This window comes from Nonomuraea sp. NPDC003754, from assembly GCF_053605785.1.
In genome coordinates this window covers 91,314-114,622 of sequence record NZ_JBSGJX010000030.1, presented here as the reverse complement: position 1 = coordinate 114,622, position 23,309 = coordinate 91,314, and the positions used below count along the sequence as shown (strand labels likewise).

The window sequence follows — 23,309 nt, the reverse complement described above, 5'->3', positions numbered from 1 at the left end:
CGGCAGATGTTCCCACGCGATCCCGGTGTGCAGCACGAACAAGATGCCCTGCAACGCCAGCCGATCATCCAGCCGCTTGCGTCCCGGATGTCGGAACCGGCGCTCACGTTTGGGCAGCAACGGTTCGATGACCTGCCATAACTCGTCACCGACCTCCCACGGCTTCAGCCGGGCCATCCCCGCTCCTCTCGCCATCACTACAGCGAGAGATCCAAGCACAACAGAGATCATTCTGTTAGCCCCTTTTAAGGGAAATATGGGGCTCCGCCCCAAACCCCGGCCCTCCTCGGAGATGGCCAAAGATCGGTGGTTGCTGTGATGTGAAGTGGCTGGGGTCCTGTGCGGCCATCTCCTCGTCGGCCACCCCAAGGGACACCAGACCAGCCGCACCAGGGCAAGCCGCCATGTGCGGGCAGGACAACCAGCGCACGCGGAAGTTCACCGGGATACATGTACACGTGAATGACGGCTTGCCCTGGCACGTCCGGCCCGGTATGGCTGCGCCTGCCCGACGAGGAGATGACCGCAGAACGCGTGAGAGTACTGATTGCCGAAGTATCAGAACCTCTTTGTTGAGGCTAGCCATTGGCCCAATAGTTCTTGACCATGATCTGATATACCGACTCAAGCGATCGATGCTTAGGAACAATTTCTCTCTTTGCGTCTGCGTAGAGAGTGAGAACTCCCTCTACGGTCGGACCTGCTTGCCAGCGACCTAGCTCACCATCGAACCTATAACTGAAAGCCGAGTTTGCCCACTTGAGTACGTCTGCAGCATCCTCGAAAGCTTCATTCGAGAAGGTGGCCAAGTTCACAGTTACGGCCCAAGCATCATCATGTCGAGCCAGCATCCACTCGCGCACATTGAGACCATGGATGCTCCATCGATTTACACTATCAATCATCCTCCAACTGCCAACTCGAACTTCGTCGGGAATTATCTGCTGGGCACATTTGGACTTGGCGAGATCTGGCTCAAGTGCAGGATCGAATGTATCGACAATGATGCCGAGGCGGGTGTTCGACGAGTCTCGCTGCAAAACAAAAGTGACTGAGTTACGATCCCATGTGATTTCTCTTTTTGGTCCGTAACGAGCCTTAAGGTCGGCCATCACGTAGTAGCCGTCCTTCATAAATGCCAATTGTTGCGGGAAAGTTACGAGCGTCTGCATGATGGCGTCATTAAGCTCGAAGGATGAGATCTCAGAGACGACCAACATAAGTCCTACACCAACTCTGCCTCCCGACTTTCGAATTACTTCGACGAGTTCGTGGGCTCGCTCGTCCCTAAGAATCTGGTCAGCATCGTCAATCGCTATAAATAGTCCGGGCTTGTCACGTCCGGGGAACCCTACATACCCTCCCTCTTTCCGCTCCTCAATTACGCGAAGCGCGATTTCTAGGACATGAATGGCGTCATTGACGCTTGTGACTAGTGGGCGGTCCTTGTGAAGCGCGCGGGAGATGTCCGCCAAGCTGTCGTTATTGAGCGGATTGACTGGTATGACATCAAACACGCCCGAGGCGTACGCTTCTATGATCAGGGTTTGCAAGCTAGCTGATTTGCCCATGCCGTGGCTGCCAATAATAAGAACTGATTGGATTATCCCAGTCTTTGGGTCGTAAAGTTGGAGGTGCGACGGACTTCCATCCGAGTATTTGCCTATCTGAATCGTGCCTCTGTGTGGATCATACGTCGGCAGTCCAGGGTGTTGTGGCGGCTCCTTAGCCTGGCGCTCCGATTCCCTGACTCGATTGATTTCTCCTCGAATGACTTCGTGATGTTCCGTGGCAGTATCGGCGGGTACCTCTGGAGGAGGTATTTTGATGCCGGAAGGTTTACGAATGGCAGGTGCTGCGTCGCCAAAGATACGCATCGCCGCACCTGAATTCTCAGCCAGGTTCGCCACAATGTCCTGGCCTTGTCGCAACATGTAGGAGCCGAAGCGCCAATCACTCATTTGTTGCGCTGAAATCCCTCGCAAGACATCTGGAGCGGCCAGCTCACTCGGTGGTAGGTCGTGCGATATGAGATGACTTTTATATGGTGTAGGTGTCGCCGATGAATAAAAGCGGGCAAGGCCATGCCATCCACTCAGGTGGATGTGAAGAAGGCGGAATCCCGCCTTGCGCATCTTTTGCATCGCGTCGGTTGGCCTCGAAGCACGCCACTCGACAAGCTTCTCATTATAGTGAGGAGAGAAATGTGAAATTATGCTGTGTTCGATCAAATCGACTGACGCGCGCAGGACTTTACCTTCTACGGTGACGAGATCTCGCCAGTATATTTCGAGGTCCGGACCAGGCTCCGCGTCTTCAATGTGATCATCGCTGATGAATATCGACTTTTCGCATGCCAGTGGAACTACAAAGATTTCGTATCCACTGTCAATGTGATCTTCGTAGATTCGCTGTAGCTTCTTGTGGGTAAGAGTGCGCTCATACGAGTTGCGCGAATTGTTCGATCCGAATGCTTGTCCAACGTAGAGGACTTCCTGTAGCGATACATCTCCTCTGGCCTCGGCCAGCAATGAAGCGAGTGCCCATGAATCACCGTGAATCACGGTCTCTGATGTTCTGAACGAAAAATATGAGCCATCTGCATAAATCTGAAAATCGCTTAGGTGTCCTAGATGTCGAGTGTCGGTGCCTAATGTATGAACGTCAGCTTTTCCTGTCTTGCTATTGCGAGTGACGAAGTCGGCTGTCAGAATCTCGTCTTCATATCTGAAAGAATTCGGCATCAGCTTAACTGCTGGTCTCCTAGTAAGGAGATACCAATGGCTGCCCGAGAGTGCCTGGGCGAGGCTTGTTGAGTCGAACCTGCGCTGATATATGTGCGCAACATGTAGGCGAAAGAACAAGGTGCCGGCCAAGTCACCCTCCTGCGGCTTGGACTTCTCCTAGCTTTAGGGCAGGGTCTGAGTCTACGTTGAAGAAGTGACATCTTAAAGACCTCATAGGCGGTGGATCAAACTACCGAAACCGGTAGGGTCTAGCCGTATTCGGACACCGTTCGGCCATAGGTGCTACGGAGTTCGCGGGCAATCCATCGACCCCAAAGGGTGCAGCAATCGCGTGCAGCAACCTCGCCAACCGCAATCGGCCGCTCGCGATCTATACCGGACGTCTGGCCTCGATGCCGACCGTCAGCGACTTCCATGCCGCGAGTTCACACCGAAGTGATCCGTCCAGGCCGTGACGATCGCTGACTTCGGTTCCCGCCGACCGGGGCTGGGGCGATCGACGCCGAAGCCCTCCTTCGTCGGGCCCCGGCACCGGATGACCATGGCTGAGGTGACAGCAGCGCTGACAGCAACGTCCCCACACGCCGACGCATCCGCGCCACCGCACACACGCACCTGAGCACGGTCTCGATCAGCCGAGCAGTGTGATTGCTCCGCCTGAAAAGCGGAAGGTCGGCAGTTCGACCCTGCCCCTGACCACCATTCCTGAGCTGCAAAGAAGCCCCGAAGCGAAAATCGCTCCGGGGCGTTTTTGTTGCCTTGACGACAACGCTGACGACAGTATGCGCTCGTCGAACAGTGAGCCTTCAGTGAAGAGTCAGAGTGTGGGCGAGTATTCGTGGCCGCAAATCGGGCCAGAGGCGGCTGAGAAGATCCAAGCATCCTGGCCTGCCACATGCCAGGCGCTCCCGGTGGATGAGCACATCGCTGGAACAGTCATTGGCAGACAACCGTTCGGTATCTTCCTGAGGATCCACGGTGTCCCTGATGCTGTAGGACTGGCCGAGGTAGCCGGCATGCCTCTGGATTTCGAACTTCCGCAGCTTGGCGCCCAGGTGAAAGGTCGCGTTGCCGACCATGTCAAGCACAACCACCAGGTGCGAATCACACTCGACGGATCGACGCCTCCTTGGAATGACAACAGCGCCTCAAGCTCATAAGCCTGAGGCGCTGCAATGGAAGCTCTACTTGAGTGCGTTTCCGAGCTTGCCGAAAGGGTGGGGTCTCATAGTGTGCGCGGCCAGTTAGCCACACATGTCCGAGCACCATGTGTCACGCACATCATGGCCCCGGCAGGCCGCTCAGGTCCGATCGTGGTTCGGTGTCGAGTCGGCGCGGATCACGGTCAGGTCGGTGATGATGCTCGGGAGTGCATCCCGAGCGCTGTGAACGTGGCGTCCGGTGGAGTCGGCCACCCGGAGTGCCATCGGGCTACAGCAAGCGACTGCGTGTGCCACCTTGCCGCCGTTCGAACGCGCGATCCGCGCCTTTGCCGGCGACGGCGACCTGTGTGTGGGCGGTGCGGCCAGGTCGCCGTGGCCCAAGCCCTGCTGGGCATCCGCTCCGAAGGCGGCTGGTTGCGCTTCCTTCCGCGACACGACACAGGCCCAGCGGAACTCGGGGTCCAGGTCTTCGACGTTCCGGCCGAACTCTGCGCCCACGGGCACGGGCCGGACGCCCGCCCCCGCGTGGTCGCCGCCGGCGCCAGCATGACCCAGGGCGCACTCGGCGCGGACTGGGTCGGCTCGCTGCGCGCCCGGCCCGAGCATCAGGGATACGCGTTCATCAACGCCGGCACCAACGGCAACACCAGCGCCGACCTGGGCCGGCGGGTCGAGGCCGACATCGTGGCCTGCCGCCCCGCCGCGGTCACGATCCTGATCGGCACCGACGACGTCCGCAACGGCGTCCCGCTGGATCAGTACCGAGACAATCTCGGCGCGATCGTCGACCGCCTCAAGTCCCGCACCACAGCCAGGATCGCGCTGATGTCCCTGCCGCCGCTCGGCGAGGACCTGGACACAGCGATCAACCGAAAGCTCGCCGGATACAACGCCGCGATCAAGGACATCGCGCACCAGGCGCAGGTCGACTACCTGCCCGTGCACGAGCGCGTGGCCGACCACCTGCGGCCGCAAGGTGGGCGGCAGCCGTACGCCTTCAGGTTCCCGCTCGCCTTCACCGCCGCCGCCCAGCACTACCTGCTGCGGCGCAGCTGGGACGAGATCGCCCGCGACGGCGGACGCGAGCTCCTCATCGACCACGTCCACCTCAGCGACCGCGGCGCGGCCATCATCACCGGCCTCACCTCCCACTGGCTGTCAACAGCACCCAACGCCCGCTGAACCTCCAGCTCACCCTCCACCGGAGATCACCATGACCGTTGCCATCACCCTGATCCTGCTGCTCATCGGCGGCCTGAGCGCCCTGATGTACCTGGCCTTCCGCCGCCCGCCCGCCAACCCGCCCAAGAAGTTCCGCACTCGTGGGCCCAGGCCCGGAACCCACACCGTCACGGTCGCCTTCGGTGACAGCCTCACCCACGCCAGCCTCAGCGCCGACTGGGTGGGCGCGCGCGAGCGGCTCGGTCCCGGCGGGCACGAGTTCGTCAACGCGGGCATCAACGGCCATACCACCGCCGACCTGCTGGACCGCCTGGAGCAGGACGTGGCCTGCCGGCCGGACGCCGTCACCATCCTCATCGGCACCAACGCGCCCGCAACGGCATCCCCGTGACCCGCTTCCAAACCAACCTGGAACAGATCGTCAGCCGGCTGCAGTCCCGTACCACCGCCCGCATCGCCCTGCTGTCGGCGCCCCCGCTGGGCGAGGATCTCGACGGCCCTCCCAACCAGGAACTTGCCCCTTACAACGCCGCCATCCGGCAGACCGCCACCCGTGCGGGCGTCGCCTACCTGCCGGCATATGAGCGCATCGCCGAGCACATCCGCTCAAACGGCACCGCGCCCCGCTTCGCCTTCAGCTTCGGCCTGGCGCTGCGCGTCGCCCTGCAGCACTATCTCCTGCGCCGCTCCTTGGAAGACATCGCCACAGGCAATGGCCTGACCATGCTCACCGACCAGAGCCACCTCAACGACCAGGCGGCGCCGTGATCGTCGACCTCGTCACAGGCTGGCTGTCCCGCACCCTGCACGTTGAACACGGTCGGCCTCGTCTGCCGGTTTGAGGGGGCCGGCGCGGAAGACCTGTGCGCGACCACCACCGACAGCCTGCCCGGCGACAGGCTCCCGCGATCCAAATACCGCGTCCTATTCGAAGACGAAGAGTGGCTTGGCGACACGTGCGGGTGTTTCGGCGAGCGAGATGGCTTCCGTGAAGCGTTCGAGCGGGAACGGCTGGCCCTGGGGGATACTCAGCACTCCGTTCGCGACGAGACTGCGAACCTCGGATAGCGCGCGCAGCGCATCCGCAGGTGAGGCGGTGCCGAACCAGCGGTTCAGCCAAAAGCCACGGACTGCTTTGGTCTCGTAGATAACCGAGCGTGCCTGCAGCGGGATCGTCAGCGCTGCCGGGTCGGTCTGCCGATGGGTAGAGAGCGCGCCGTAGACCACGAGCTCTCCTCCCGGAGCCAATGCCTGGGATACCTGGGCACCCACGTGGCCCGCGACACAGTCGATGGCCTTGTGCACGCCAGCCGGTCCTGCTGTCTCAGCCACACGCTGCAACAGGTCCTCGTCCTCAGTGCAGATGACCTCGTCACCACCAAGCGCTTTGATCTCCTCGACGGCATCGCGCCGCCGCACGACATTGATCGTCGGAATGCCCAGATGCCTGGCCAGCTGAATCACGAGCCGGCCGACGGTGGAGCCCGCGGCTGTCTGCAACAACCATTCACCCGGCTGTACGTCGAGTTCGCGTGTCACCAGGAGCAGCGCGGTCAACGGGTTGACGGCGAGTTGGCAGGCGTCGGAGTCGCTCAGATGGTCGGGGACCGGCAGGAGCCTTCGGGTGTCGGCGACAAGGTATTCCTGCCACGTGCCGGCCGTACGGGGCCCGGGTACCGCCGGGACTGCAACGGTCACCACGCGCTCGCCGATCTCCAGCCCCTCGGTGTCCGGGCCCAGGGCCTCGATACGGCCCACGCATTCCATGTGACCACCAACAGTGGGAAACTCGGGGGAGAAACCGTAGCGGCCACGCAGTACGTGCAGATCGCTGGCGTGAATCGGAGTCGCCTTCACGCGGATCAACGCCTGACCGGCTTCTGGCGTGGGAACAGGCCGGGATTCCAGCCGCAGGACATCGGCCGGCTCGCCGACCTTTCCGGCTACGAGCGCGCGCATGGATTGTGGCATGGCCATGAGACCTCTCCTTCAGCCGCGCTCGGCATCGGCCGACGGGGCGGCGAAGTACCGGGCGTACCGTGTCCCCGCAAAGTGTTCGCCCAACAGTCGAGAGAAAAGCAGGACCGACGGCAGTGAACGATGGTTCATTCACCAGATGTTGCGTCTGTCTCTCTGGGTTCCTGTAGACGACAGCGATGTTTGCGATCAGCTCACCGCGCACCTTCGATGCGTGGTCCTCGACGAAGTAATTCTCGCCATGCTCACCGATATAGACGAGGTTCTGGTATTCGTAGAGAGTGCGCGCACAGGCTGGCATCGTTCGAACATCCTCGGCCCCCGCACGATCCCGTTTCGAACCGAGCCCCTCATCGTCACATTGTCGGCAAGGTTGTCCAGCCAAGAGGGGTAGTAATCCGTGCGCTGCCGCGCCGGGTCGCCGCCGCCCAGATACGTCGGTGTCGTCTTGTCGGTCTTTTTTCAGCTGTTCTAGTAGGGAACCAGCTCCTGCGAGCGGACCAACGAATCCAGAATAATCGTAACACCGTCACCGCTGTGGAGCGTTCAGCAGGTCGGCATCAGGGATGGACTGCCGACACACCGTCTGCTGCGAGGCGTCGTAGCGTACAGGCGGCGAAGGCCCCCGACTGCTCTGCTGTCGGGGGCCTTCCTCGTGCCCGCCCTCAGGGCGGCCCACAGCCCCTCCGCTCAGCGGCGGCCGATTTATGACGCCAACAGGTCGAAGTGGAAAGCTGACAGCAGCAGTACGAGGCTAATAATTCTTGTATACTTGAATACCGCCGAGTGGTCAAATATTTTGACGATTGTACGCACTATAGCAGCCTCGGTCCTTCCGCCATATCGGGACCAAAGAACGCCTCCAACAATGTATCCACAGATCAAAAACACATAAGGTCCCGCACCAGGATCGCGCTGATGGAGTGCGCCGCCTCCAAAAAGGAACAAGAGTAACGAAAGCGCGATCAATGTGCTCATAACGAAATCGCCGATACGGCTCGGGGCATGATTTTTGCGCTCGTCTAAATACCGCTGGATACGCTCCGGCCCAATGATGTCCAGGATTATGATAAGGCCTCCGATGAGAGTGGCTACCTTGGCGATGCGCGCCCACCAGTAGATCTCCAGGCCCCATAAGAGCCGTGAGCGGATGTCAATCCCGCCAGCCCATGCCGCCCAGGCGTCGAAGAGGCTGAGCCCGTGATCCCCCATGGCTAAATCCTAGAGCCTGCAGGGGCACCTGCGCGCGAAGTGCGACGCAAGAGTCTGGTGGCACGGTGCAAGCGCTGACATTTGCAATGGCGTTTAGCTCAGTTGGCGGAACATCCGATTGTTAATCGGTAGGTCCCTGGTTCGAGTCCAGGAACGCCGGCGGTGGGTGTCGTTCGGTCTACGACTTAAATGTCCTACAGAAGGGCGGCATCGCCCCTCTCGCGCATCTCATGCTCTCGGTTAACCCCGGTGGTTCCTTTAGGGCTGGCCTTTATGCGGCGAACGGCAGCGAGTGCCTGCCGATCAGGACCGCTATCCCGACAGACCTGTACAGCGCCACTGGTTGGCGGGTCGCTCAGTTCGTCGACCCGGTTCCTCTTCGGTCTGAGCCGCGTTGGAGCGGGTGACTGCTATTCCACGAGTGCGTCGAGCGCGTTGGCCGCTCCGGGGCGTTCCTGTGCTTGGCGCCAGATGTGTGTCCAGCGCTGGACTTCGCCGATGATGAATACCGTCCCGTCGGTCCCTGGGGGCAGGCAGCCGTCGGGGATCTTGACTCCAGATGGCGGATTGGTGCGTCAGGTGAACCCACCGCCTCCCGCTCTGAACCTGTCGCCTTCCATGATGGTCCCCACTCCCGGCACGTCGACCCCGCGCCTTCCTCCGGTCAGGAGAGGCTCGGTGCCATCGGGACGGCCGCGAAGCTGCCGCACCGGTCCGTGGCCGGACGTCGCACGGGCACGCGGAGGCCGACAACGGCCGTGGATCGTGGTGCTCGACCAGTTCCGGGGGAACTACGCGGTCGTACTACGATCGGGCCTCATTGTGCGCATAGATCGTTTAGCGACGTCTGTCTACCTGGTCATCACTCTCGGTTCGATCGTCCTCAGCCTGCTGATCGGCACCGCGACACCCGCATGGCTGGTCACCATGTGGTACCCGCCCGGCGAGGTCGTCGGGAAGTCTCCTCTGGTGCCGGTGCTGGGCGGGTTGCTGCTGGTCGGGCTGGTGAACTCGTGGATGCTGTGGCAGATTCTGCGGGGACCCGCGCCTACGGCGCTGCCGATGCGTCGGGCGGCCACGTGGCTACGGCTGCTGCTGTACGCCGACGTGGTGTGGCTGCTGATCCCCTCGTTCCTCCCAGACCTGGTTGAGACGGTCATCGGACTGGCGCTCTGGGTGCCTGCGCTGGTGCTGCTCGCGGTGGTGCTCACCGGGTCAGGCTGGCCCTTCCGGCTGGCTCTCCTCCTGTTCGGACTGGCGGGACCGGCCATATCGCTCGCGAGCGACCTGATGGACGATCTGAAGCCCGAGCTCTTCATGAGTCCGGCCGACCGGGCGAGTGTCATGGCCGCGGGAGTGGCCGCGTTCGTCACGATGGTGCTGCTGCTGGTCGCTCAGCGGCGTGACGGACGCTGGAGCCGGGTGACGCTCCTCATCGGTCTGGGCACGTTCGCGAGCGCGTTCCTGGTGGAGCTCGTGGATGGCCTGACGCGCGGCAGCACGATCGAGTCGATCGCCGAGGCGATGGATGTGCTCTACATCGTCTGGCTGGCGCGTACGGCGCACGAGCTGAACCGTGAGCGGAGGCAGAAGACGGCGCTGCGAGTGCCCACGGCGGTCGCGGCTGTGGCCGCGGTCCTCCCGCTGATGGTCGTCGGACCCGAGGGCCGTCCCCATCTCGTCTACACCTGGCAGAGCGGTGACCTCATGGACTGTTGGGCGTCGTCGGCACCGCCACGTGTCGCGGACATCCCGGCCCACGAGCGCGACCGGGCCTACATGTGCAGCGTGAACAAGCCTTCTGACCTGCGTGTCTCGGATCAGGAACTGCTCGGCAAGGGCTGGGCCGCGTGCGCCAGGTTCGCGGCCGGGGAGCCGGTCAAGGCCCGGCCCGCGCTGCTCGCGCTGCTCTGTCCGGAGGTGATCGGACGGAAATATCCGGATCTGTTGCTGTCGTCCGCTCAGATGCGCCGGCAGCAGGCAGAGAAGGAGAACGCCGAGCGCAAACGGCGAGAGCGCGAGGCGCGCAAGGAAGACGCCATGTGCCGCGACCCGTGGCCCGCGCTACGTACTCGGTTCCAGGCGACCGCGTCCTATTACGACTGGGACGGCATGCCGTACGGCATCGACGACCCGGAAGCGGACACCGAGGAACATTCCCAAAAGATCTGGAACGCGGAATCGGTCGGCACCCTGGCGGCCAGCGGTCCGCTGGCCCTGGTCTTCACGCCCAGCCAGGACTGGGCGACCTGCGTCACGGCGAAGGCGCTGCGCTCGGCCCCGCCACCCCTGCGACGCAAAGGCTGGGAGCAGGTGGTCGAGGTGGACATCGTCAGCGAATCGGGTCGCCTGGTGATGCAGACGCTGTCGGCGAGCAAGGTGCGCTTCCCCGATCTCGCGCGCGGCGGTCCTGGCGTCTACCGGCTGCGCCTGTATACGCGTCAGGGCGTGGATCTCATTCTCAGCTATCCGGTCAGGAGAGCGGACGCCGCCCTCGATCGCCTGCCCGAGCCGTCCTCCTAGGCTCGGTCAACGACGGAACAGGACGTCGAGTTCGCTGAAGTCCAGTGAGCCGTCCAGGGCTGTGAGGCTTCCCGTGCCGAGCAGTTCCGCGGCGGCTCTGCGGGCCGCGGTGTAGGCGGCCTGGGCCAGCCCGGTGCCCAAGCTGATCCTGCGCACCCCCGCCTGCGCGAGCTCGGTGACACGTGGTCCACCGGCGACGGCCATCGCGTTGACCGGCAGGGGCGACTCGGCGCAGAGAGTGCTCAGCACGTCCAGATCGAGCAGGCCGGGAACGAAGATGCCGTCGGCTCCCGCCTCGGCGTATGCCGCCGTGCGCGCCAGCACCTCGCCCAGTCGGGCGTCGGACGGACCGATCGCGAACAGGAAGACGTCGGTGCGTGCGTTGATGAACAGTGTCGGCAGGCCCGCCGCTGCCGCGGCATCCCTGGCGGCGCGCAGCCTGGCGCTCTGCTCGGCGACGTCGAACAGCGGACCGCCGACCGCCGTGGAGTCCTCCAGATTGACGCCCACCGCACCGGCCTCGACCACCGCCCGCACGGTTGCGGCGACATCCGCCGGGGCCGGGCCGTACCCTCCCTCCACGTCGACCGTCACCGGCAGGTCGACGGAGTCCACGATGCGCCGCGCGGCCTCCATCATCTCGCCCCGGCTGAGCCGTTGCCCGTCCCCGCGACCCAGGGACCACGACACGCCACCGCTGGTCGTGGCTATCGCCGTGGCGCCGGCCGCGGCGATCACCGTCGCGCTGGCGGCGTCCCAGGCGTTGGGCAGCACCAGCACGGACTCGGTGCTCAAGGCGCGGAACAGCCGGGCCTTCTCCTCGGTCGCGGCATCAGGGGTGGGGGAGAGGTCAACAGACATGTGCATGACCGCCTTCGCGTCGTTCTGCTTCGCGGCGCCCCGCCTCGTGGGCACCCGCAACGGGATGCTGCCGGGCGGGACGGCGAGCGTCCATTGATTAAGCTCGGACCGAATCATGGGACGCAAGGGAGGCGGTATGAAGGCGCGGCTGACCTTCTCGGTGAACGATCTGGCCGAGACCCGGTTCGCCGTCTCGCCCATGTGGGAAGTCGTCACCAGTCGCAGAGTGTTGACCGCCGCCGCGGTGGCGGACCCCCATCGGGGCTGGGTCGACCAGGTACGCCCGCGGCTCGCGGCCGCGGGTCTCGACCGCGGCTGGCTGGCTGACATGATTCCGCCCGTCGGCCACCTCCCCGACTTCCTCAACCCGGCACCGGCGACCGCGTCCCCCGACCTTTCCGACGAGCTGGCCGCCATCGAGGCCACCGACCCCGAGCAGGTACGGCGGGACCTCGACTGCCTGGCCGCCGAGCGCGACGGCCGGTTGTCCCCCCGGCTGCGGAGCCTTCACCGGACCCCCGGGACCTACCTGCCCAGGGTCGTCGCGGAGATCGAGGCCTACTGGCGGCTCGCGATAGCGCCTTACTGGGCCAGGATCCGCACGGTCCTGGAGGCGGACGTCTTCCATCGGGGCCGCCAGGTGGCCGAGCAGGGCACGGCCCAGGTGCTCAACGAGTTGCACCACACGGTGCGTTGGGCCGGCGGCGGCCTCCACCTGGTACAGCGGCACTGCGCCATCACCAGGATCGAGACCGGGGCCGGGCTGCTCCTGGTGCCGTCGGTCTTCGCGTGGCCGCGAGTGCTGACGCGTTCCGTCGCGTCGGAACCACCGCAGCTGGCCTACCCGGCACGCGGGATCGGCACGTTGTGGGAGCGTCGGACACACGAGCGCGTGGAAGCCCTCGCCGCGGTGATCGGCCGGTCCCGCGCGCTGATCCTGACCGAACTGGACTCACCCGCCTCGACCACCGAACTCGCCCAGCGGTCGGGCCTTTCCGCGGCGGGCGTGTCCCAACACCTCACCGCACTGCGGGCCGCCGGCCTGACCAGCACCCACCGTGCGGGCCGCTCGGTGCTCTACGCCCGCACCGGCCTGGCCGACGCCCTGCTCACCGCCCAGACGTGAAAGCCCGCTCGACGCGGGGTGCTCATGTGAAGTCCGCGCAGCGCGCCTGACCTTCGTCCGGTACGGTCACCCGCACGTCATCCACGTCCACGCCGCGCCTGGCGGCGGTGGCGGCCGCGATCGTGCAGACGAGCTGCCCGGTCGCCATCCGCGACAGGCGGGAGACCGGCGGCAGCCATCGGCCGCCCACCAGCATCGGGGCGCCCTTCTCCAGCGCGAACCCGTCGTCGTTCACCCGGACGGCGATGTTCTTGGGCAGGCGTGTGTCGAGGGAGCGCTCGCGCTCCTTCGAGGTGGGGCCGCCGGCCAGCAGCTCGACGGCTTCGGCGGCGTCCAGCGGGCCCTCGGGGCGGCCGACGGAGACGAGGCGGTCGTCCTGCACGAAGTACAGGCGGGTGCCCTGGGTGAAGCCGCGGGCGGGCTCTCCGGCGCCGACCACGCCGGTGGGGCCGACTCCGCAGGCCGTACAGGCTGCCAGGAGCAGGGCGAGGGGCCAGGTTCTCACGGGTGGTTCCCCGATGGGGTGGTTGGCGGTTCCCCGGCAGGGCGGTTCCTCGGCAGGGTGAGGGTGAACACGGCTCCGGGGCCGGGGGCGACGGTCAGGTCGCCGCCGTGCAGGAGGGCGTTCTCGCGGGCGATGGCCAGGCCCAGGCCGCTTCCTTCGGAGCGGGCGCGGGCGGCGTCGGCCTTGTAGAAGCGCTCGAAGACGTGCGGGAGGACGTCGGCGGGCAGGCCCGGCCCATGGTCGGCGACCTCGATGGCGACGGCCTGGCCGGTGGCGCGCACCCGGACCGTGACCGGCGGCGTGCCGTGCCGCAGCGCGTTGCCGACGAGGTTGGCGACGATGACGTCCAGGCGGCGCGGGTCGAGGGGGACGCGGATGTCCGGCGGCAGGTCCGTGGTGACGTCGGCACTCCAGCCGCGTGAGCGCAGGCAGGCGGCGACGGCGGCGCCGACGTCCACGTCGTTGAGGTTGAGCACGGCGGCTCCGGCGTCGAAGCGGGAGATCTCCATCAGGTCGTCGACGAGCTTGGTGAGCCGGGCGACCTCGGCGGTGACCAGCCGGGCGGCGGTCCCGGCGTCGGCGTCCAGCCGGTCGGCGCCTGCTTGGAGGACGTCGGTGACGGCGGTGGCGGCGGCCAACGGGGTGCGCAGCTCGTGGGAGACGTCGGCGACGAACCGCCGCGACCTGGCCTCCATCTCGCGTAGCTCGCCGACCGAGCGTTCCAGCGCCGCGGCGGTCTCGTTGAACCGTCCCGCCAACCGCGCCAGCTCGTCGCCGCCGCGCACGGGCAGGCGGGTCTCCAGCCGGCCTTCGCCCAGCCGCCGGGCCGCGCGGTCCAGGTCGGCGACCGGCCGCAGCACGCCGCGCGCGGCCAGCAGTCCGGCCAGCACCGCCAGGAGCACGACGGGGAGGGCCGCCGCCTGCGCGGCGCGCAGCACGGCCGCCTCGTCGGAGGCGGCCTGCGCGAGCGACTCGACGAGGTAGACGGTGATCCCCGACGGCGTCCCGCCCGCGAGGAGCATGACCCTGCTGCCTGCCACCAGGTACGGCACGCCGTCGCGGGTCACCCGCTGCCAGGCCAGCTCCGGCCGCCGCAGAACGCTGGTGCGCAGTTCGGCGGTGATGCGGGCGTCGCTGGGGATGGCGCCGTCCCTGACCACGTACACCTTGCGGTCGCCCACCTCGAGGTCCTCGGCCAGCAGGGCGAGCTCCCCGTCACCGGCGGGCAGCACGACGTCGCGCGACAGCAGCAGCACCCGGTTCCTGAAGTCCTTCAGCAACCGGTCCTGCGCCCCGGCAAGCAGGTTGTTCTGCGCGGTGTAGTAGGTCAGCCCGGCGGCCCCCACCGCGCTCAGCCCGCCGACCAGCACGAACGTGATCACCAGCCGGGCCCGCAACCCCCGGAGCCAGGTCATACCGGCCCGAAGCGGTAACCGAATCCGCGCACGGTCTGCACGTACCTCGGCTCGGCCGGCACGCTCTCGATCTTGGCGCGCAGCCGCTGCACGCACGCGTCCACCAGCCGCGAGTCGCCCAGGTAGTCGTGCTCCCACACCGCCTCCAGCAGCTGCTGCCGGCTGAAGACCTGTCCGGGTGTGGCCGACAGGTGCAGCAGCAGCCGCAACTCCATCGGTGGCAGCGCGACCTGCCGCCCGTCCCTGCTCACGGTCAGGCTGGCGCGGTCCACGCACAGCGCGCCGTAGGACTCCACGGGCAAGGGCACACCGTCGGTACGGCGCAGCACCGCCCTGATCCGAGCCTCCAGCACCTGCGGCCGCACCGGCTTGACCACGTAGTCGTCCGCGCCGGCCTCCAGCCCGCCGACCACGTCGAAGTCGTCGCCCCGCGCGCTCAGCATCACGATCGAGGTGGAGGTGGCCGAGCGGATGCGCCGGCAGACCTCGAACCCGTCGATGCCGGGCAGCATGAGGTCGAGCACGACCACGTCGGCGGCGAAGCGTGCCAGCCGCTCCAGCCCTTCCTCCCCGGATGCCGCCGACTCGACCTCGTGATCCCTGCCTTTGAGGGCGAGCGTCAGAGCGTCCCTGACGTTCGGGTCGTCCTCGATCAGCAACACGCGAGCCATGCGGTCCAGTATCGGCGGCTCCGACGTGCGGTTCGTCCGGGCTTGGAAGCTATTACACGTTCATGACATGGCGCGGACGGGCCGCTCACAGGGGCGGGCCAGGGTGATGGGCAGTCACAGACCTGTTGGAGGACATGTGTTCATCACCAAGCGGCGCCTCGCCGTCCTGGCGGCCCTTCCCACCCTGGCGCTGAGCGCGGCGTGCGGGGCCCAGAGCCTGGCCAGCACGTCGAGCCCTGCGCCCGGCTCCGCCAAGCCCAGCTGGCACGAGACCGCGGTGAAGTTCGCCGGGTGCATGCGGGAGAACGGGATCGACATCCCGGACCCGGTCAAGGGACAGGACCTCGACACCAGCGCCGTCACCAAGGTCAGCCAGGCCAAGCTCGACGCCGCCATGAAGGCGTGCAAGGAGTGGGACTCGGTGATCCTCGGCAGCGCCGAGCCGTCCTCTCCCGAGGACGAGGCCAAGTTCGCCGCGTGGGCCCAGTGCCTGCAGAAGGGCGGCGTCTGGCAGCCCGTCGGCAAGGAGGAGAAGCCTGCCGGGTTCAAGCAGGTCAAGCCTGGCTCGACCGCCGAGAAGCAGGTCTTCGAGGGGTGCGCCTCCCTGCAGCCGCCCGCGCCGTACGAGGAGAACTAGCCACCCGCCCGCTCTCGCCGGGCCATGCCTTTCCCTCCGCTCCCGGCGCGGGGACGAGGGGAGGGTCGGAGGGAGCGCGGGCCGGTCCCGGCTCCTCGCGTCAGGAGCCGGGACCGGCCGAGTGACCGGCAGTGCGACAGGGGGTGGGACCGGCCGAGTGACCGGCAGTGCGACAGGGCGGGGTGGTGCTCCGGGAGATCCGGTCGTCGGCGGCGGTTCCCTGTCGCGCCGGCCGGGGAGGCCGGCGGGTCGCCTCACATCGCGCAGGGCTGCGTCGTCGTATCGATGAACCCGAGCGCGAAGGAAGTGAACCGATCATGGAACCCGTGAACGTCGCGATCATCTACTACAGTGCCACCGGCCACGTGCACGCTCTGGCGCGAGCCGTCGCCGAGGGCGCGGAGAAGGCCGGCGCGAACGTGCGCCTGCGCAAGGTCGCCGAAACGGCCCCGCCCGCGGCGATCAGCGCCAACCCGGCCTGGGCCCAACACCTCCAGGACACCGCCGACGTCGCCGAGGCCGGCCACGACGATCTGGACTGGGCCGACGCGGTGCTGTTCGGCACCCCCAGCCGTTTCGGCAACCCGGCCAGCCAGCTCAGGCAGTTCATCGACACCACCGGCCCCCTGTGGTACCAGGGCAAGCTCGCGGGCAAGGTGTACTCGGCCTTCACCGCCTCCAACACCGCCCACGGCGGACAGGAATCCACTCTCCTGGCGCTGGGGAACACCTTCTACCACTGGGGCGGCATCATCGTGCCCCCCGGCTACACCGACCCCATCCAGTTCCAGTCAGGCAATCCCTACGGCACCTCCCACGTGGCCGGCGATGGCCCGGCCGGCGAGGTGACCTTGCAGGCGGCCCGTCACCAGGCCCGCCGCGTCGTCGACACCACGGCCGCGCTCAAGACCGGCCGCGCCGCCTGAGGAAACGGGCCTGGTACGGCAGGTCCGTCGGCCTGCGGCACCTCACATTCCTGAGGGCTGCGTCGTCGGACCACTGAGACCACAGGGACCGCGCCGGATGAGCTGGTCGCGGTCAGATTCGTGAATGGAGGATGCGATGACGTCGAACGATTCCGAGGTCAGAGAGTTCTTGGACAGCCGGGTCGAGGCCTGCCGGACAAAAGACATTGATCGCCTCATGTCACATTATTCTCCTGACATCGTGTATTACGACGTCGTTCCCCCGCTCCAGTTCGCCGGATCCGATGAAGTCCGCGGCAACTTCGTGCGGTGGTTCGACGAATACGACGGCCCCATCGGCTTGGAAACGCACGAGCTCACCGTTGCGGCGAGTGGGGATGTGGCGTTCGCCCACATGCTTCACCTGGACAGCGGAACACGCAAGAACGGGCTCCAGAGCGCGATATGGGTACGATCGACCGTTTGTTTGCGGCGGTCACGGGGCCAGTGGTTGATCACGCACGAACACATCTCGGTGCCGATCAACCCTCAGAACCTCCAGGCCTGGTTTCCGCCGGAGATGTGAGCCGGCCTGATCGTTCATCGGAGAAGACTGTCTGGGAGCGCCCTCGTCCTGCTCGGCGCCGGCGGCGCTGGGCAACTCCGGTGTGACGTGACACGATTTCGCAGGTGAGCAGCAGACCCGCCGCGGCGCAGCACCTGCGCGACCTCGCGCGACTGCGCCGCGTCCGCGACCGGATCGACAGGGAGTACGCGCAGCCGCTGGACGTGGAGGCGCTCGCCCGTGGCGTCAACATGTCGGCCGGGCACCTCAGCCGCCAGTTCCGGCTCGCCTACGGCGAGTCGCCGTACGGCTATCTGATGACGCGGCGCATCGAGCGCGCGATGGCGCTGCTGCGCCGTGGCGACCTCAGCGTCACCGAGGTCTGCTTCGCGGTCGGTTGCTCGTCGCTGGGCTCCTTCAGCAGCCGCTTCACCGAGCTGGTCGGCATGCCGCCCAGCGCCTACCGGCGCCACGCGGCGCGCGCGACGGCCGGGATGCCGTCGTGCGTGGCGAAGCAGGTGACCAGACCGGTCAGGAATCGAGAAGCGCGGGTCACGGAGTCGCACCTAACCTGACCGTCATGGGCATCACCATTCACGCGAGCTTCCTACCGCATGACGACCCGGACGCATCGCTGGCCTTCTATCGCGACTCCCTCGGCTTCGAGGTCCGCAACGACGTCGGATACGGCGGGATGCGCTGGATCACGGTCGGCCCCGCCGACCAGCCGGGCACGTCCATCGTCCTGCAGCCGCCGGCCGTCGACCCCGGCGTCACCGACGACGAGCGCCGCACGATCGTCGAGATGATGGCCAAGGGCACCTACGCCGGCGTCGTCCTGGCCACCCCCGACCTCGACGGCACCTTCGAGCGGCTGCAGGCCGGCGACGCCGAGATCGTCCAGGAGCCGACCGAGCAGCCGTACGGGGTGCGCGACTGCGCCGTCCGCGATCCCGCGGGCAACCTGATCCGCATCCAGCAGCTGCGCTGAGCCGTCCGGCGATCGCGGCCATGAGCTGCGACAGGCGGCACCGTGAAGGGGCGCGCGCGTCAGTGGCGGCCGTCCGGTGGTCACCGTCACCGGCCGCCTAGCGTGCTCCGGCCCGCCCCGCGTGCTCGGGCCTGTCTTGCGTGCTCCGGCCTGTCTTGCGTGCTCGGGCCTGTCTTGCGTGCTCGGGCCTGTCTTGCGTGCTCCGGCCCTTCTTGCGTGCGCCGGCTCCCCGCGTGCGCCGGCCACGCCGTACCGGTGGTTCCGCATCTGCCCGCGTCGCGACCCCAGGATTGAACGGCAGGCTGACGCGTCGGCGGGCACGCCGCGTGGCCGGGGCCCACCGGCTCCATGCGGAAGCAGCGTGGCTGCCTTGGTATCTTGCGCCGAGCGTGACCCCGGCGACCGCGAAGGCGGCCCCGCCCAACAGATGGAGACACCATGAGCATGGCCACGAGGACGGACACGCAGTCGCCTGCGCCGCACGTTGCCGACAGCCACGATGTGATCCGCGTGCACGGCGCGCGCGAGAACAACCTCAAGGACGTCAGCATCGAGCTCCCGAAGCGCAGGTTGACGGTGTTCACCGGCGTCTCCGGCTCGGGCAAGAGCTCGCTGGTGTTCAACACGATCGCCGCGGAGTCGCAGCGGCTGATCAACGAGACCTACAGCGCCTTCGTGCAGGGCTTCATGCCGACGCTGGCGCGGCCCGAGGTCGACGTGCTCGACGGGCTGACGACCGCGATCGTCGTCGACCAGCAGCGGATGGGTGGCGACGTCCGCTCCACGGTCGGCACCGCCACCGACGCCAACGCGATGTTGCGCATCCTCTTCAGCCGGCTCGGGCAGCCGCACATCGGCTCGCCCAACGCGTTCGCCTTCAACGTGCCGTCGGTCCGGGCGAGCGGTGCGGTCACGGTCGAACGGGGTGCCAGCAAGACCGTGAAACAGACCTTCACCCGCACCGGCGGCATGTGCCCGCGCTGCGAGGGCCGGGGCACGGTCTCCGACATCGACCTGACCCAGCTCTACGACGACTCCAAGTCGATCGCGGAGGGCGCGTTCACCATCCCCGGCTGGAAGTCGGACAGCTTCTGGACGGTACGCGTCTACGCCGAGTCGGGCTTCCTCGACCCGAACAAGCCGATCCGCGAGTTCACCGAGAAGGAAATGCGGGACTTCCTCTACCGGGAGCCGACCAAGGTGAAGGTCGAGGGCGTCAACCTCACCTACGAGGGGCTGATCCCCAAGGTCCAGAAGTCGTTCCTGTCCAAGGACAGGACGGCGCTGCAGCCGCACATCCGGGCGTTCGTGGACCGGGCGGTCACCTTCACCGCCTGTCCCGACTGCGGCGGCACCAGGCTCAGTGAGGCGGCCCGGTCGTCGAAGATCCAGGGGATCAGCATCGCCGACGCCTGCGCGATGCAGATCAGCGACCTGGCCGCATGGGTCCGCGGCCTCGACGAGCCGTCGGTGGCGCCGCTGCTCGCCACGTTGCAGCAGACCCTCGACTCGTTCGTGGAGATCGGGCTGGGCTACCTCTCGCTCGACCGGCCGTCGGGCACCCTGTCGGGCGGCGAGGCGCAGCGCGTCAAGATGATCCGCCACCTCGGCTCCTCGCTCACCGACACCACCTACGTCTTCGACGAGCCCACCACGGGCCTGCACCCCCATGACATCCAGCGGATGAACGACCTGCTGCGGCGGCTGCGGGACAAGGGCAACACGGTGCTCGTCGTGGAGCACAAGCCGGAGACGATCGCGATCGCCGACCACGTCGTCGATCTCGGCCCCGGCGCCGGTACGGCGGGCGGCGCCGTCTGCTTCGAGGGCACCGTCGAGGGGCTGCGGGCCAGCGGCACCATCACCGGCCGCCATCTCGACGACCGGGCCGCCCTCAAGGAGACGGTGCGCAAGCCCACCGGAACGCTGGAGATCCGCGGCGCGACGGCGCACAACCTGCGCGACGTCGACGTCGACATCCCGCTCGGGGTGCTCGTCGTCGTCACCGGCGTCGCCGGCTCCGGCAAGAGCTCGCTCGTGCACGGGTCGATCCCCGCCGGCGCGGGTGTGGTGTCGGTCGACCAGGGCGCGATCCGCGGCTCGCGGCGGAGCAACCCGGCGACGTACACCGGGCTGCTCGACCCGATCCGCAAGGCGTTCGCGAAGGCCAACGGCGTGAAGCCGGCGCTGTTCAGCGCCAACTCCGAGGGCGCGTGCCCCGACTGCAACGGCGCCGGCGTCATCTACACCGACCTGGCGATGATGGCCGGCGTGGCCACCACCTGCGAGGAGTGCGAGGGGAAGCGGTTCCAGGCATCGGTGCTGGACCACCACCTCGGTGGCCGCGACATCAGCGAGGTGCTCGCGATGTCGGTGACCGAGGCCGAGGAGTTCTTCGGCGCCGGCGAGGCGCGCACGCCGGCCGCGCACGCCATCCTCGGCCGGCTCGCCGACGTCGGGCTCGGCTATCTCAGCCTGGGCCAGCCGCTCACGACGCTGTCCGGCGGCGAGCGGCAGCGGCTCAAGCTGGCCACCCACATGGCCGAGAAGGGCGGCGTCTACGTCCTCGACGAGCCGACCGCCGGCCTCCACCTCGCCGACGTCGAGCAGCTGCTCGGCCTGCTCGACCGGCTCGTCGACTCCGGCAAGTCGGTCATCGTCGTCGAGCACCACCAGGCGGTCATGGCGCACGCCGACTGGATCATCGATCTCGGCCCCGGCGCCGGCCACGACGGCGGCCGGATCGTCTTCGAGGGCACGCCCGCCGACCTCGTCGCCGCCCGCTCCACCGTCACCGGCGAGCACCTCGCGGCCTACGTCGGCATCTGACAGCGGCATTCCCGAGCCGCGCGAACGCCCCGAAGCGAATCACTTCGGGGCGTTCGTGTTTCCGCGTCCAGGCATGGCGCGGTCGGCCATGGACTTCGGACTCCCAGCTTCACGGTCGCGTCGCCGGGACGGAGCCGCCGGGCGGCACGAGAAACGTCCTCAGTACGACTGGAGTTCGATCAGGGTGCCGGCCGGGTCGCGTAGGTGAGCGGTCCGGAGATTCGGTCCCCAGGCGGGCCGGTCCGTGGGTGGTACGACCTGTGCGGCGCCGTGCGTCAGGCACAGGGCCAGCCCTTCGTCCACGTCGTCGACCCGGCACACGAACATCACCGCGTCCTGCGCCGGCGCGCTCTTGGAGGGGAGGTGGGCGGTGCCCGCCACCTCGGCCAGGGATGCCCGGTCGAACAACACGAGGACGCCCTCCTCACCGACGTCCCAGTTCGCATACGGCCCCGCCGCGGTGCCCCTGACGCGCCGCGCGCCGACGAGCTCCGGTAGCACGGCGTCGTAGAACCTGAAAGCGGTGGCGAAGTCGTCGACCAGGAGACGGGGATGCAGCGCGTCCATGGGCGGCCTACCTTTCAAATAGTGGGTCTGCACCCACTATAGGTCGACACCTACAATGTCGCCATGGGAACAGAAACGCCGGACGCGCTCCCGCCCACGCTGCTCGGCCTCAGCACCTACCTGCTGTCGCTGACCGGCAAGGCGGCGCGGGGCCGCGTAGCCGACCGGCTCGCTTCCCGCGGCCTTCGCCTCTGGCACATGGCCGTACTGGCCGCGCTCGCCGACTTCGGCCCCCACACGCAACGCGGCCTGTGCGCACGCCTTTCCGTCGACCCGAGCGACATGGCCAAGGTCGTCGAGCAGCTGGCCGCCCTCGACTACCTGACACGCGCACGCGACGTCACCGACCGGCGGCGGGTCTCGGTCGGCCTGACCGATGCGGGACGCCGCGCCCTGGAGGAGCTCGTCCACGAGGCCCGCACCATCCAGGACGACGTGCTGGCCCCCTTGACGACGGACGAACGAGCCCAGTTGCACGGGCTGCTGCTCAAGGTGTTCACGGCGACACGCCGGCCCGACGCAAGGGCGGATCGGCACTGAAGCGGCCCGGATGGCCACCTGCCGCCCGCTGTACGGCCCGCCTACGACGCGTCGTGTCCCTCGGAACGGCCGCGCGTGGCTCCGCTTCCGGGGCGGCGTCGGGCGCTACGTCGGGCAGCCGAAGCCGCCGGACGTGGCGCGCGCGACCCACCCGGACGGCCCCACCCGGCCGTGGCGGCGGGCGCGGTGAAAGCCGCAGCGGCTGTCGCGGTCGCGGAGGCGAAGCCAGAACGTGCACTCCATGAGACATACCTTTCGTGCCTGGTTCGCTGGTAAGTCTCATGTGTACGGGAACCCGGTTTCACCTGGGCTTATGTGACTTGACGGCGGCTTTCGCGATGCCTGACGGACCCGGCGCCGGACGCCCGCGCGGGCCGCTCCCTCGGGAACCCCGCCCCCGCGGCGCCGATCGAGGCCCTGAGCGTGACACCTGTGGGACGGACGCTGCCCCTGTGCGGCTGGGGCTTCTGATGCCGCACGCCGTACGGGAGCCAAACTTTACCTTTTGAGGTGTTGGGACGGATGTTGTCCCAGCTTGTCGCGGTCCTAGGATCTGGCGCATAATCCGCGCTGTGACCTGGGGGAATGATGGCCGACCTCGAGCTGCCCGAAGACGTGATCGAAGCCCGGAGGGCGTACGACGCCGCCGACGACCGGGTCAGGGAACTCACCGCCGCGATGCCGTCGTCCGTCGACGTGGCCGAAGGCAGGGCCACGTTCGAGCCGCTGGCGATGGCCGACCTCCTTGAGGCCCGCGCTGAACGGCTGCGCCTGCTGGGCGTCCTCCGTGACCTGCCGTGGTGGGGCACCGTGCCCTCGATGGTGGACGCCGAGAAGCAACTGCGGATCGCCGCTCGGGCCGAATGAAGGCGCGGTCCGCGTGACCGTTCCCG

General features: G+C 67.0%; 22 protein-coding genes and 2 tRNA genes. 15 read left to right on the top strand and 9 right to left on the bottom strand.

What is annotated here, in order from left to right; genetic code table 11:
• On the bottom strand, positions 1-177 hold a 177-nt coding region (locus ACWEVS_RS31330; protein ID WP_452554360.1), incomplete at its 3' end, for a transposase.
• Positions 178-578: 401 nt separating this feature from the next.
• Positions 579-2,876 carry a hypothetical protein gene (locus ACWEVS_RS31325; protein ID WP_452554357.1) on the bottom strand — a complete coding sequence of 766 codons (2,298 nt, stop codon included), beginning with the start codon at positions 2,874-2,876 and terminating at the stop codon, positions 579-581.
• Positions 2,877-3,370: 494 nt separating this feature from the next.
• Here ACWEVS_RS31325 and ACWEVS_RS31320 point away from each other — a divergent pair.
• The 4 genes from ACWEVS_RS31320 (at position 3,371) to ACWEVS_RS31305 (ending at position 5,860) form a co-directional block, all read left to right on the top strand.
• Positions 3,371-3,449, top strand: a tRNA-Phe gene (locus ACWEVS_RS31320).
• Between the two features lie 833 nt (positions 3,450-4,282).
• Positions 4,283-5,092, top strand: a complete 810-nt coding sequence (locus ACWEVS_RS31315; RefSeq protein WP_452554356.1) for an SGNH/GDSL hydrolase family protein — start codon at positions 4,283-4,285, stop codon at positions 5,090-5,092.
• Positions 5,093-5,123: 31 nt separating this feature from the next.
• Entirely contained in the window at positions 5,124-5,483 is a 360-nt protein-coding gene (locus tag ACWEVS_RS31310; protein WP_452554355.1) for an SGNH/GDSL hydrolase family protein, read from the top strand.
• Positions 5,480-5,860, top strand: a complete 381-nt coding sequence (locus tag ACWEVS_RS31305; RefSeq protein ID WP_452554354.1) for a hypothetical protein — start codon at positions 5,480-5,482, stop codon at positions 5,858-5,860. The genes ACWEVS_RS31310 and ACWEVS_RS31305 overlap by 4 nt, the downstream gene beginning before the upstream one ends.
• Positions 5,861-6,016: 156 nt before the next feature.
• On the opposite strand, the gene ACWEVS_RS31300 is transcribed toward ACWEVS_RS31305, so the two are convergent.
• A complete protein-coding gene (locus tag ACWEVS_RS31300) occupies positions 6,017-7,069 on the bottom strand; it encodes a zinc-dependent alcohol dehydrogenase family protein (protein ID WP_452554353.1) in 1,053 nt (350 codons plus the stop codon).
• A 705-nt stretch (positions 7,070-7,774) separates the two neighbouring features.
• Positions 7,775-8,281 carry a hypothetical protein gene (locus ACWEVS_RS31295; RefSeq protein WP_452554352.1) on the bottom strand — a complete coding sequence of 169 codons (507 nt, stop codon included), beginning with the start codon at positions 8,279-8,281 and terminating at the stop codon, positions 7,775-7,777.
• Positions 8,282-8,368: 87 nt separating this feature from the next.
• On the opposite strand from ACWEVS_RS31295, the gene ACWEVS_RS31290 reads away from it, so the two are divergent.
• Positions 8,369-8,441, top strand: a tRNA-Asn gene (locus ACWEVS_RS31290).
• Between the two features lie 608 nt (positions 8,442-9,049).
• Positions 9,050-10,804 carry a hypothetical protein gene (locus tag ACWEVS_RS31285; RefSeq protein ID WP_452554351.1) on the top strand — a complete coding sequence of 585 codons (1,755 nt, stop codon included), beginning with the start codon at positions 9,050-9,052 and terminating at the stop codon, positions 10,802-10,804.
• A gap of 6 nt (positions 10,805-10,810) precedes the next feature.
• On the opposite strand, the gene ACWEVS_RS31280 is transcribed toward ACWEVS_RS31285, so the two are convergent.
• Positions 10,811-11,665, bottom strand: a complete 855-nt coding sequence (locus ACWEVS_RS31280) for an isocitrate lyase/PEP mutase family protein (protein WP_452554350.1) — start codon at positions 11,663-11,665, stop codon at positions 10,811-10,813.
• A 136-nt stretch (positions 11,666-11,801) separates the two neighbouring features.
• Between ACWEVS_RS31280 and ACWEVS_RS31275 the strand changes: the two genes are divergently transcribed.
• Positions 11,802-12,791: a DUF5937 family protein gene (locus tag ACWEVS_RS31275; RefSeq protein ID WP_452554349.1), complete on the top strand. Its 990-nt coding sequence runs from the start codon at positions 11,802-11,804 to the stop codon at positions 12,789-12,791.
• Positions 12,792-12,813: 22 nt separating this feature from the next.
• Here ACWEVS_RS31275 and ACWEVS_RS31270 read toward each other — a convergent pair whose 3' ends face one another.
• The 3 genes from ACWEVS_RS31270 to ACWEVS_RS31260 are packed head-to-tail and all read right to left on the bottom strand — an operon-like array spanning position 12,814 to position 15,382.
• Positions 12,814-13,296: a hypothetical protein gene (locus ACWEVS_RS31270; RefSeq protein WP_452554348.1), complete on the bottom strand. Its 483-nt coding sequence runs from the start codon at positions 13,294-13,296 to the stop codon at positions 12,814-12,816.
• A complete protein-coding gene (locus tag ACWEVS_RS31265) occupies positions 13,293-14,711 on the bottom strand; it encodes an ATP-binding protein (RefSeq protein WP_452554347.1) in 1,419 nt (472 codons plus the stop codon). Before ACWEVS_RS31265 ends, ACWEVS_RS31270 begins: the two co-directional genes overlap by 4 nt.
• Positions 14,708-15,382 (bottom strand): response regulator, encoded by a 675-nt coding sequence (locus ACWEVS_RS31260; protein WP_452554346.1) that lies wholly within the window; start codon positions 15,380-15,382, stop codon positions 14,708-14,710. Before ACWEVS_RS31260 ends, ACWEVS_RS31265 begins: the two co-directional genes overlap by 4 nt.
• Before the next feature lie 136 nt (positions 15,383-15,518).
• Here ACWEVS_RS31260 and ACWEVS_RS31255 point away from each other — a divergent pair, with 136 nt between their 5' ends.
• The 6 genes from ACWEVS_RS31255 (at position 15,519) to ACWEVS_RS31230 (ending at position 21,309) form a co-directional block, all read left to right on the top strand.
• On the top strand, positions 15,519-16,019 hold the full coding sequence (locus tag ACWEVS_RS31255; RefSeq protein ID WP_452554345.1) for a hypothetical protein: 501 nt from the start codon (positions 15,519-15,521) through the stop codon (positions 16,017-16,019).
• Between the two features lie 317 nt (positions 16,020-16,336).
• Positions 16,337-16,945: an NAD(P)H:quinone oxidoreductase gene (gene wrbA / locus ACWEVS_RS31250; RefSeq protein ID WP_452554344.1), complete on the top strand. Its 609-nt coding sequence runs from the start codon at positions 16,337-16,339 to the stop codon at positions 16,943-16,945.
• 136 nt (positions 16,946-17,081) lie between these two features.
• A complete protein-coding gene (locus ACWEVS_RS31245; protein ID WP_452554343.1) occupies positions 17,082-17,510 on the top strand; it encodes a YybH family protein in 429 nt (142 codons plus the stop codon).
• A gap of 95 nt (positions 17,511-17,605) precedes the next feature.
• Positions 17,606-18,064 carry a helix-turn-helix transcriptional regulator gene (locus tag ACWEVS_RS31240; RefSeq protein WP_449922143.1) on the top strand — a complete coding sequence of 153 codons (459 nt, stop codon included), beginning with the start codon at positions 17,606-17,608 and terminating at the stop codon, positions 18,062-18,064.
• Between the two features lie 5 nt (positions 18,065-18,069).
• Entirely contained in the window at positions 18,070-18,480 is a 411-nt protein-coding gene (locus tag ACWEVS_RS31235) for a VOC family protein (protein WP_452554342.1), read from the top strand.
• A gap of 438 nt (positions 18,481-18,918) precedes the next feature.
• Positions 18,919-21,309, top strand: a complete 2,391-nt coding sequence (locus ACWEVS_RS31230; RefSeq protein WP_449921604.1) for an ATP-binding cassette domain-containing protein — start codon at positions 18,919-18,921, stop codon at positions 21,307-21,309.
• Positions 21,310-21,468: 159 nt separating this feature from the next.
• On the opposite strand, the gene ACWEVS_RS31225 is transcribed toward ACWEVS_RS31230, so the two are convergent.
• On the bottom strand, positions 21,469-21,876 hold the full coding sequence (locus ACWEVS_RS31225) for a VOC family protein (RefSeq protein WP_449921602.1): 408 nt from the start codon (positions 21,874-21,876) through the stop codon (positions 21,469-21,471).
• Between the two features lie 63 nt (positions 21,877-21,939).
• On the opposite strand from ACWEVS_RS31225, the gene ACWEVS_RS31220 reads away from it, so the two are divergent.
• Together ACWEVS_RS31220 and ACWEVS_RS31215 are read left to right on the top strand one after the other, a co-directional pair.
• On the top strand, positions 21,940-22,416 hold the full coding sequence (locus ACWEVS_RS31220; protein WP_449921600.1) for a MarR family winged helix-turn-helix transcriptional regulator: 477 nt from the start codon (positions 21,940-21,942) through the stop codon (positions 22,414-22,416).
• A 585-nt stretch (positions 22,417-23,001) separates the two neighbouring features.
• Entirely contained in the window at positions 23,002-23,283 is a 282-nt protein-coding gene (locus ACWEVS_RS31215) for a hypothetical protein (RefSeq protein WP_354919847.1), read from the top strand.
• Positions 23,284-23,309 lie beyond the last annotated feature (26 nt).

Bases quoted from the DNA above. Each gene is read 5' to 3' on its own strand.
- ACWEVS_RS31265 (WP_452554347.1), bottom strand. From the start codon at position 14,711: ATGACCTGGCTCCGGGGGTTGCGGGCCCGGCTGGTGATCACGTTCGTG.
- ACWEVS_RS31300 (WP_452554353.1), bottom strand. From the start codon at position 7,069: ATGGCCATGCCACAATCCATGCGCGCGCTCGTAGCCGGAAAGGTCGGC.
- ACWEVS_RS31260 (WP_452554346.1), bottom strand. From the start codon at position 15,382: ATGGCTCGCGTGTTGCTGATCGAGGACGACCCGAACGTCAGGGACGCT.
- ACWEVS_RS31215 (WP_354919847.1), top strand. From the start codon at position 23,002: ATGATGGCCGACCTCGAGCTGCCCGAAGACGTGATCGAAGCCCGGAGG.
- ACWEVS_RS31275 (WP_452554349.1), top strand. From the start codon at position 11,802: ATGAAGGCGCGGCTGACCTTCTCGGTGAACGATCTGGCCGAGACCCGG.
- ACWEVS_RS31295 (WP_452554352.1), bottom strand. From the start codon at position 8,281: ATGGGGGATCACGGGCTCAGCCTCTTCGACGCCTGGGCGGCATGGGCT.
- ACWEVS_RS31220 (WP_449921600.1), top strand. From the start codon at position 21,940: ATGGGAACAGAAACGCCGGACGCGCTCCCGCCCACGCTGCTCGGCCTC.
- ACWEVS_RS31225 (WP_449921602.1), bottom strand. From the start codon at position 21,876: ATGGACGCGCTGCATCCCCGTCTCCTGGTCGACGACTTCGCCACCGCT.
- wrbA (WP_452554344.1), top strand. From the start codon at position 16,337: ATGGAACCCGTGAACGTCGCGATCATCTACTACAGTGCCACCGGCCAC.
- ACWEVS_RS31235 (WP_452554342.1), top strand. From the start codon at position 18,070: ATGGGCATCACCATTCACGCGAGCTTCCTACCGCATGACGACCCGGAC.
- ACWEVS_RS31280 (WP_452554350.1), bottom strand. From the start codon at position 11,665: ATGTCTGTTGACCTCTCCCCCACCCCTGATGCCGCGACCGAGGAGAAG.
- ACWEVS_RS31310 (WP_452554355.1), top strand. From the start codon at position 5,124: ATGACCGTTGCCATCACCCTGATCCTGCTGCTCATCGGCGGCCTGAGC.
- ACWEVS_RS31230 (WP_449921604.1), top strand. From the start codon at position 18,919: ATGAGCATGGCCACGAGGACGGACACGCAGTCGCCTGCGCCGCACGTT.
- ACWEVS_RS31245 (WP_452554343.1), top strand. From the start codon at position 17,082: ATGACGTCGAACGATTCCGAGGTCAGAGAGTTCTTGGACAGCCGGGTC.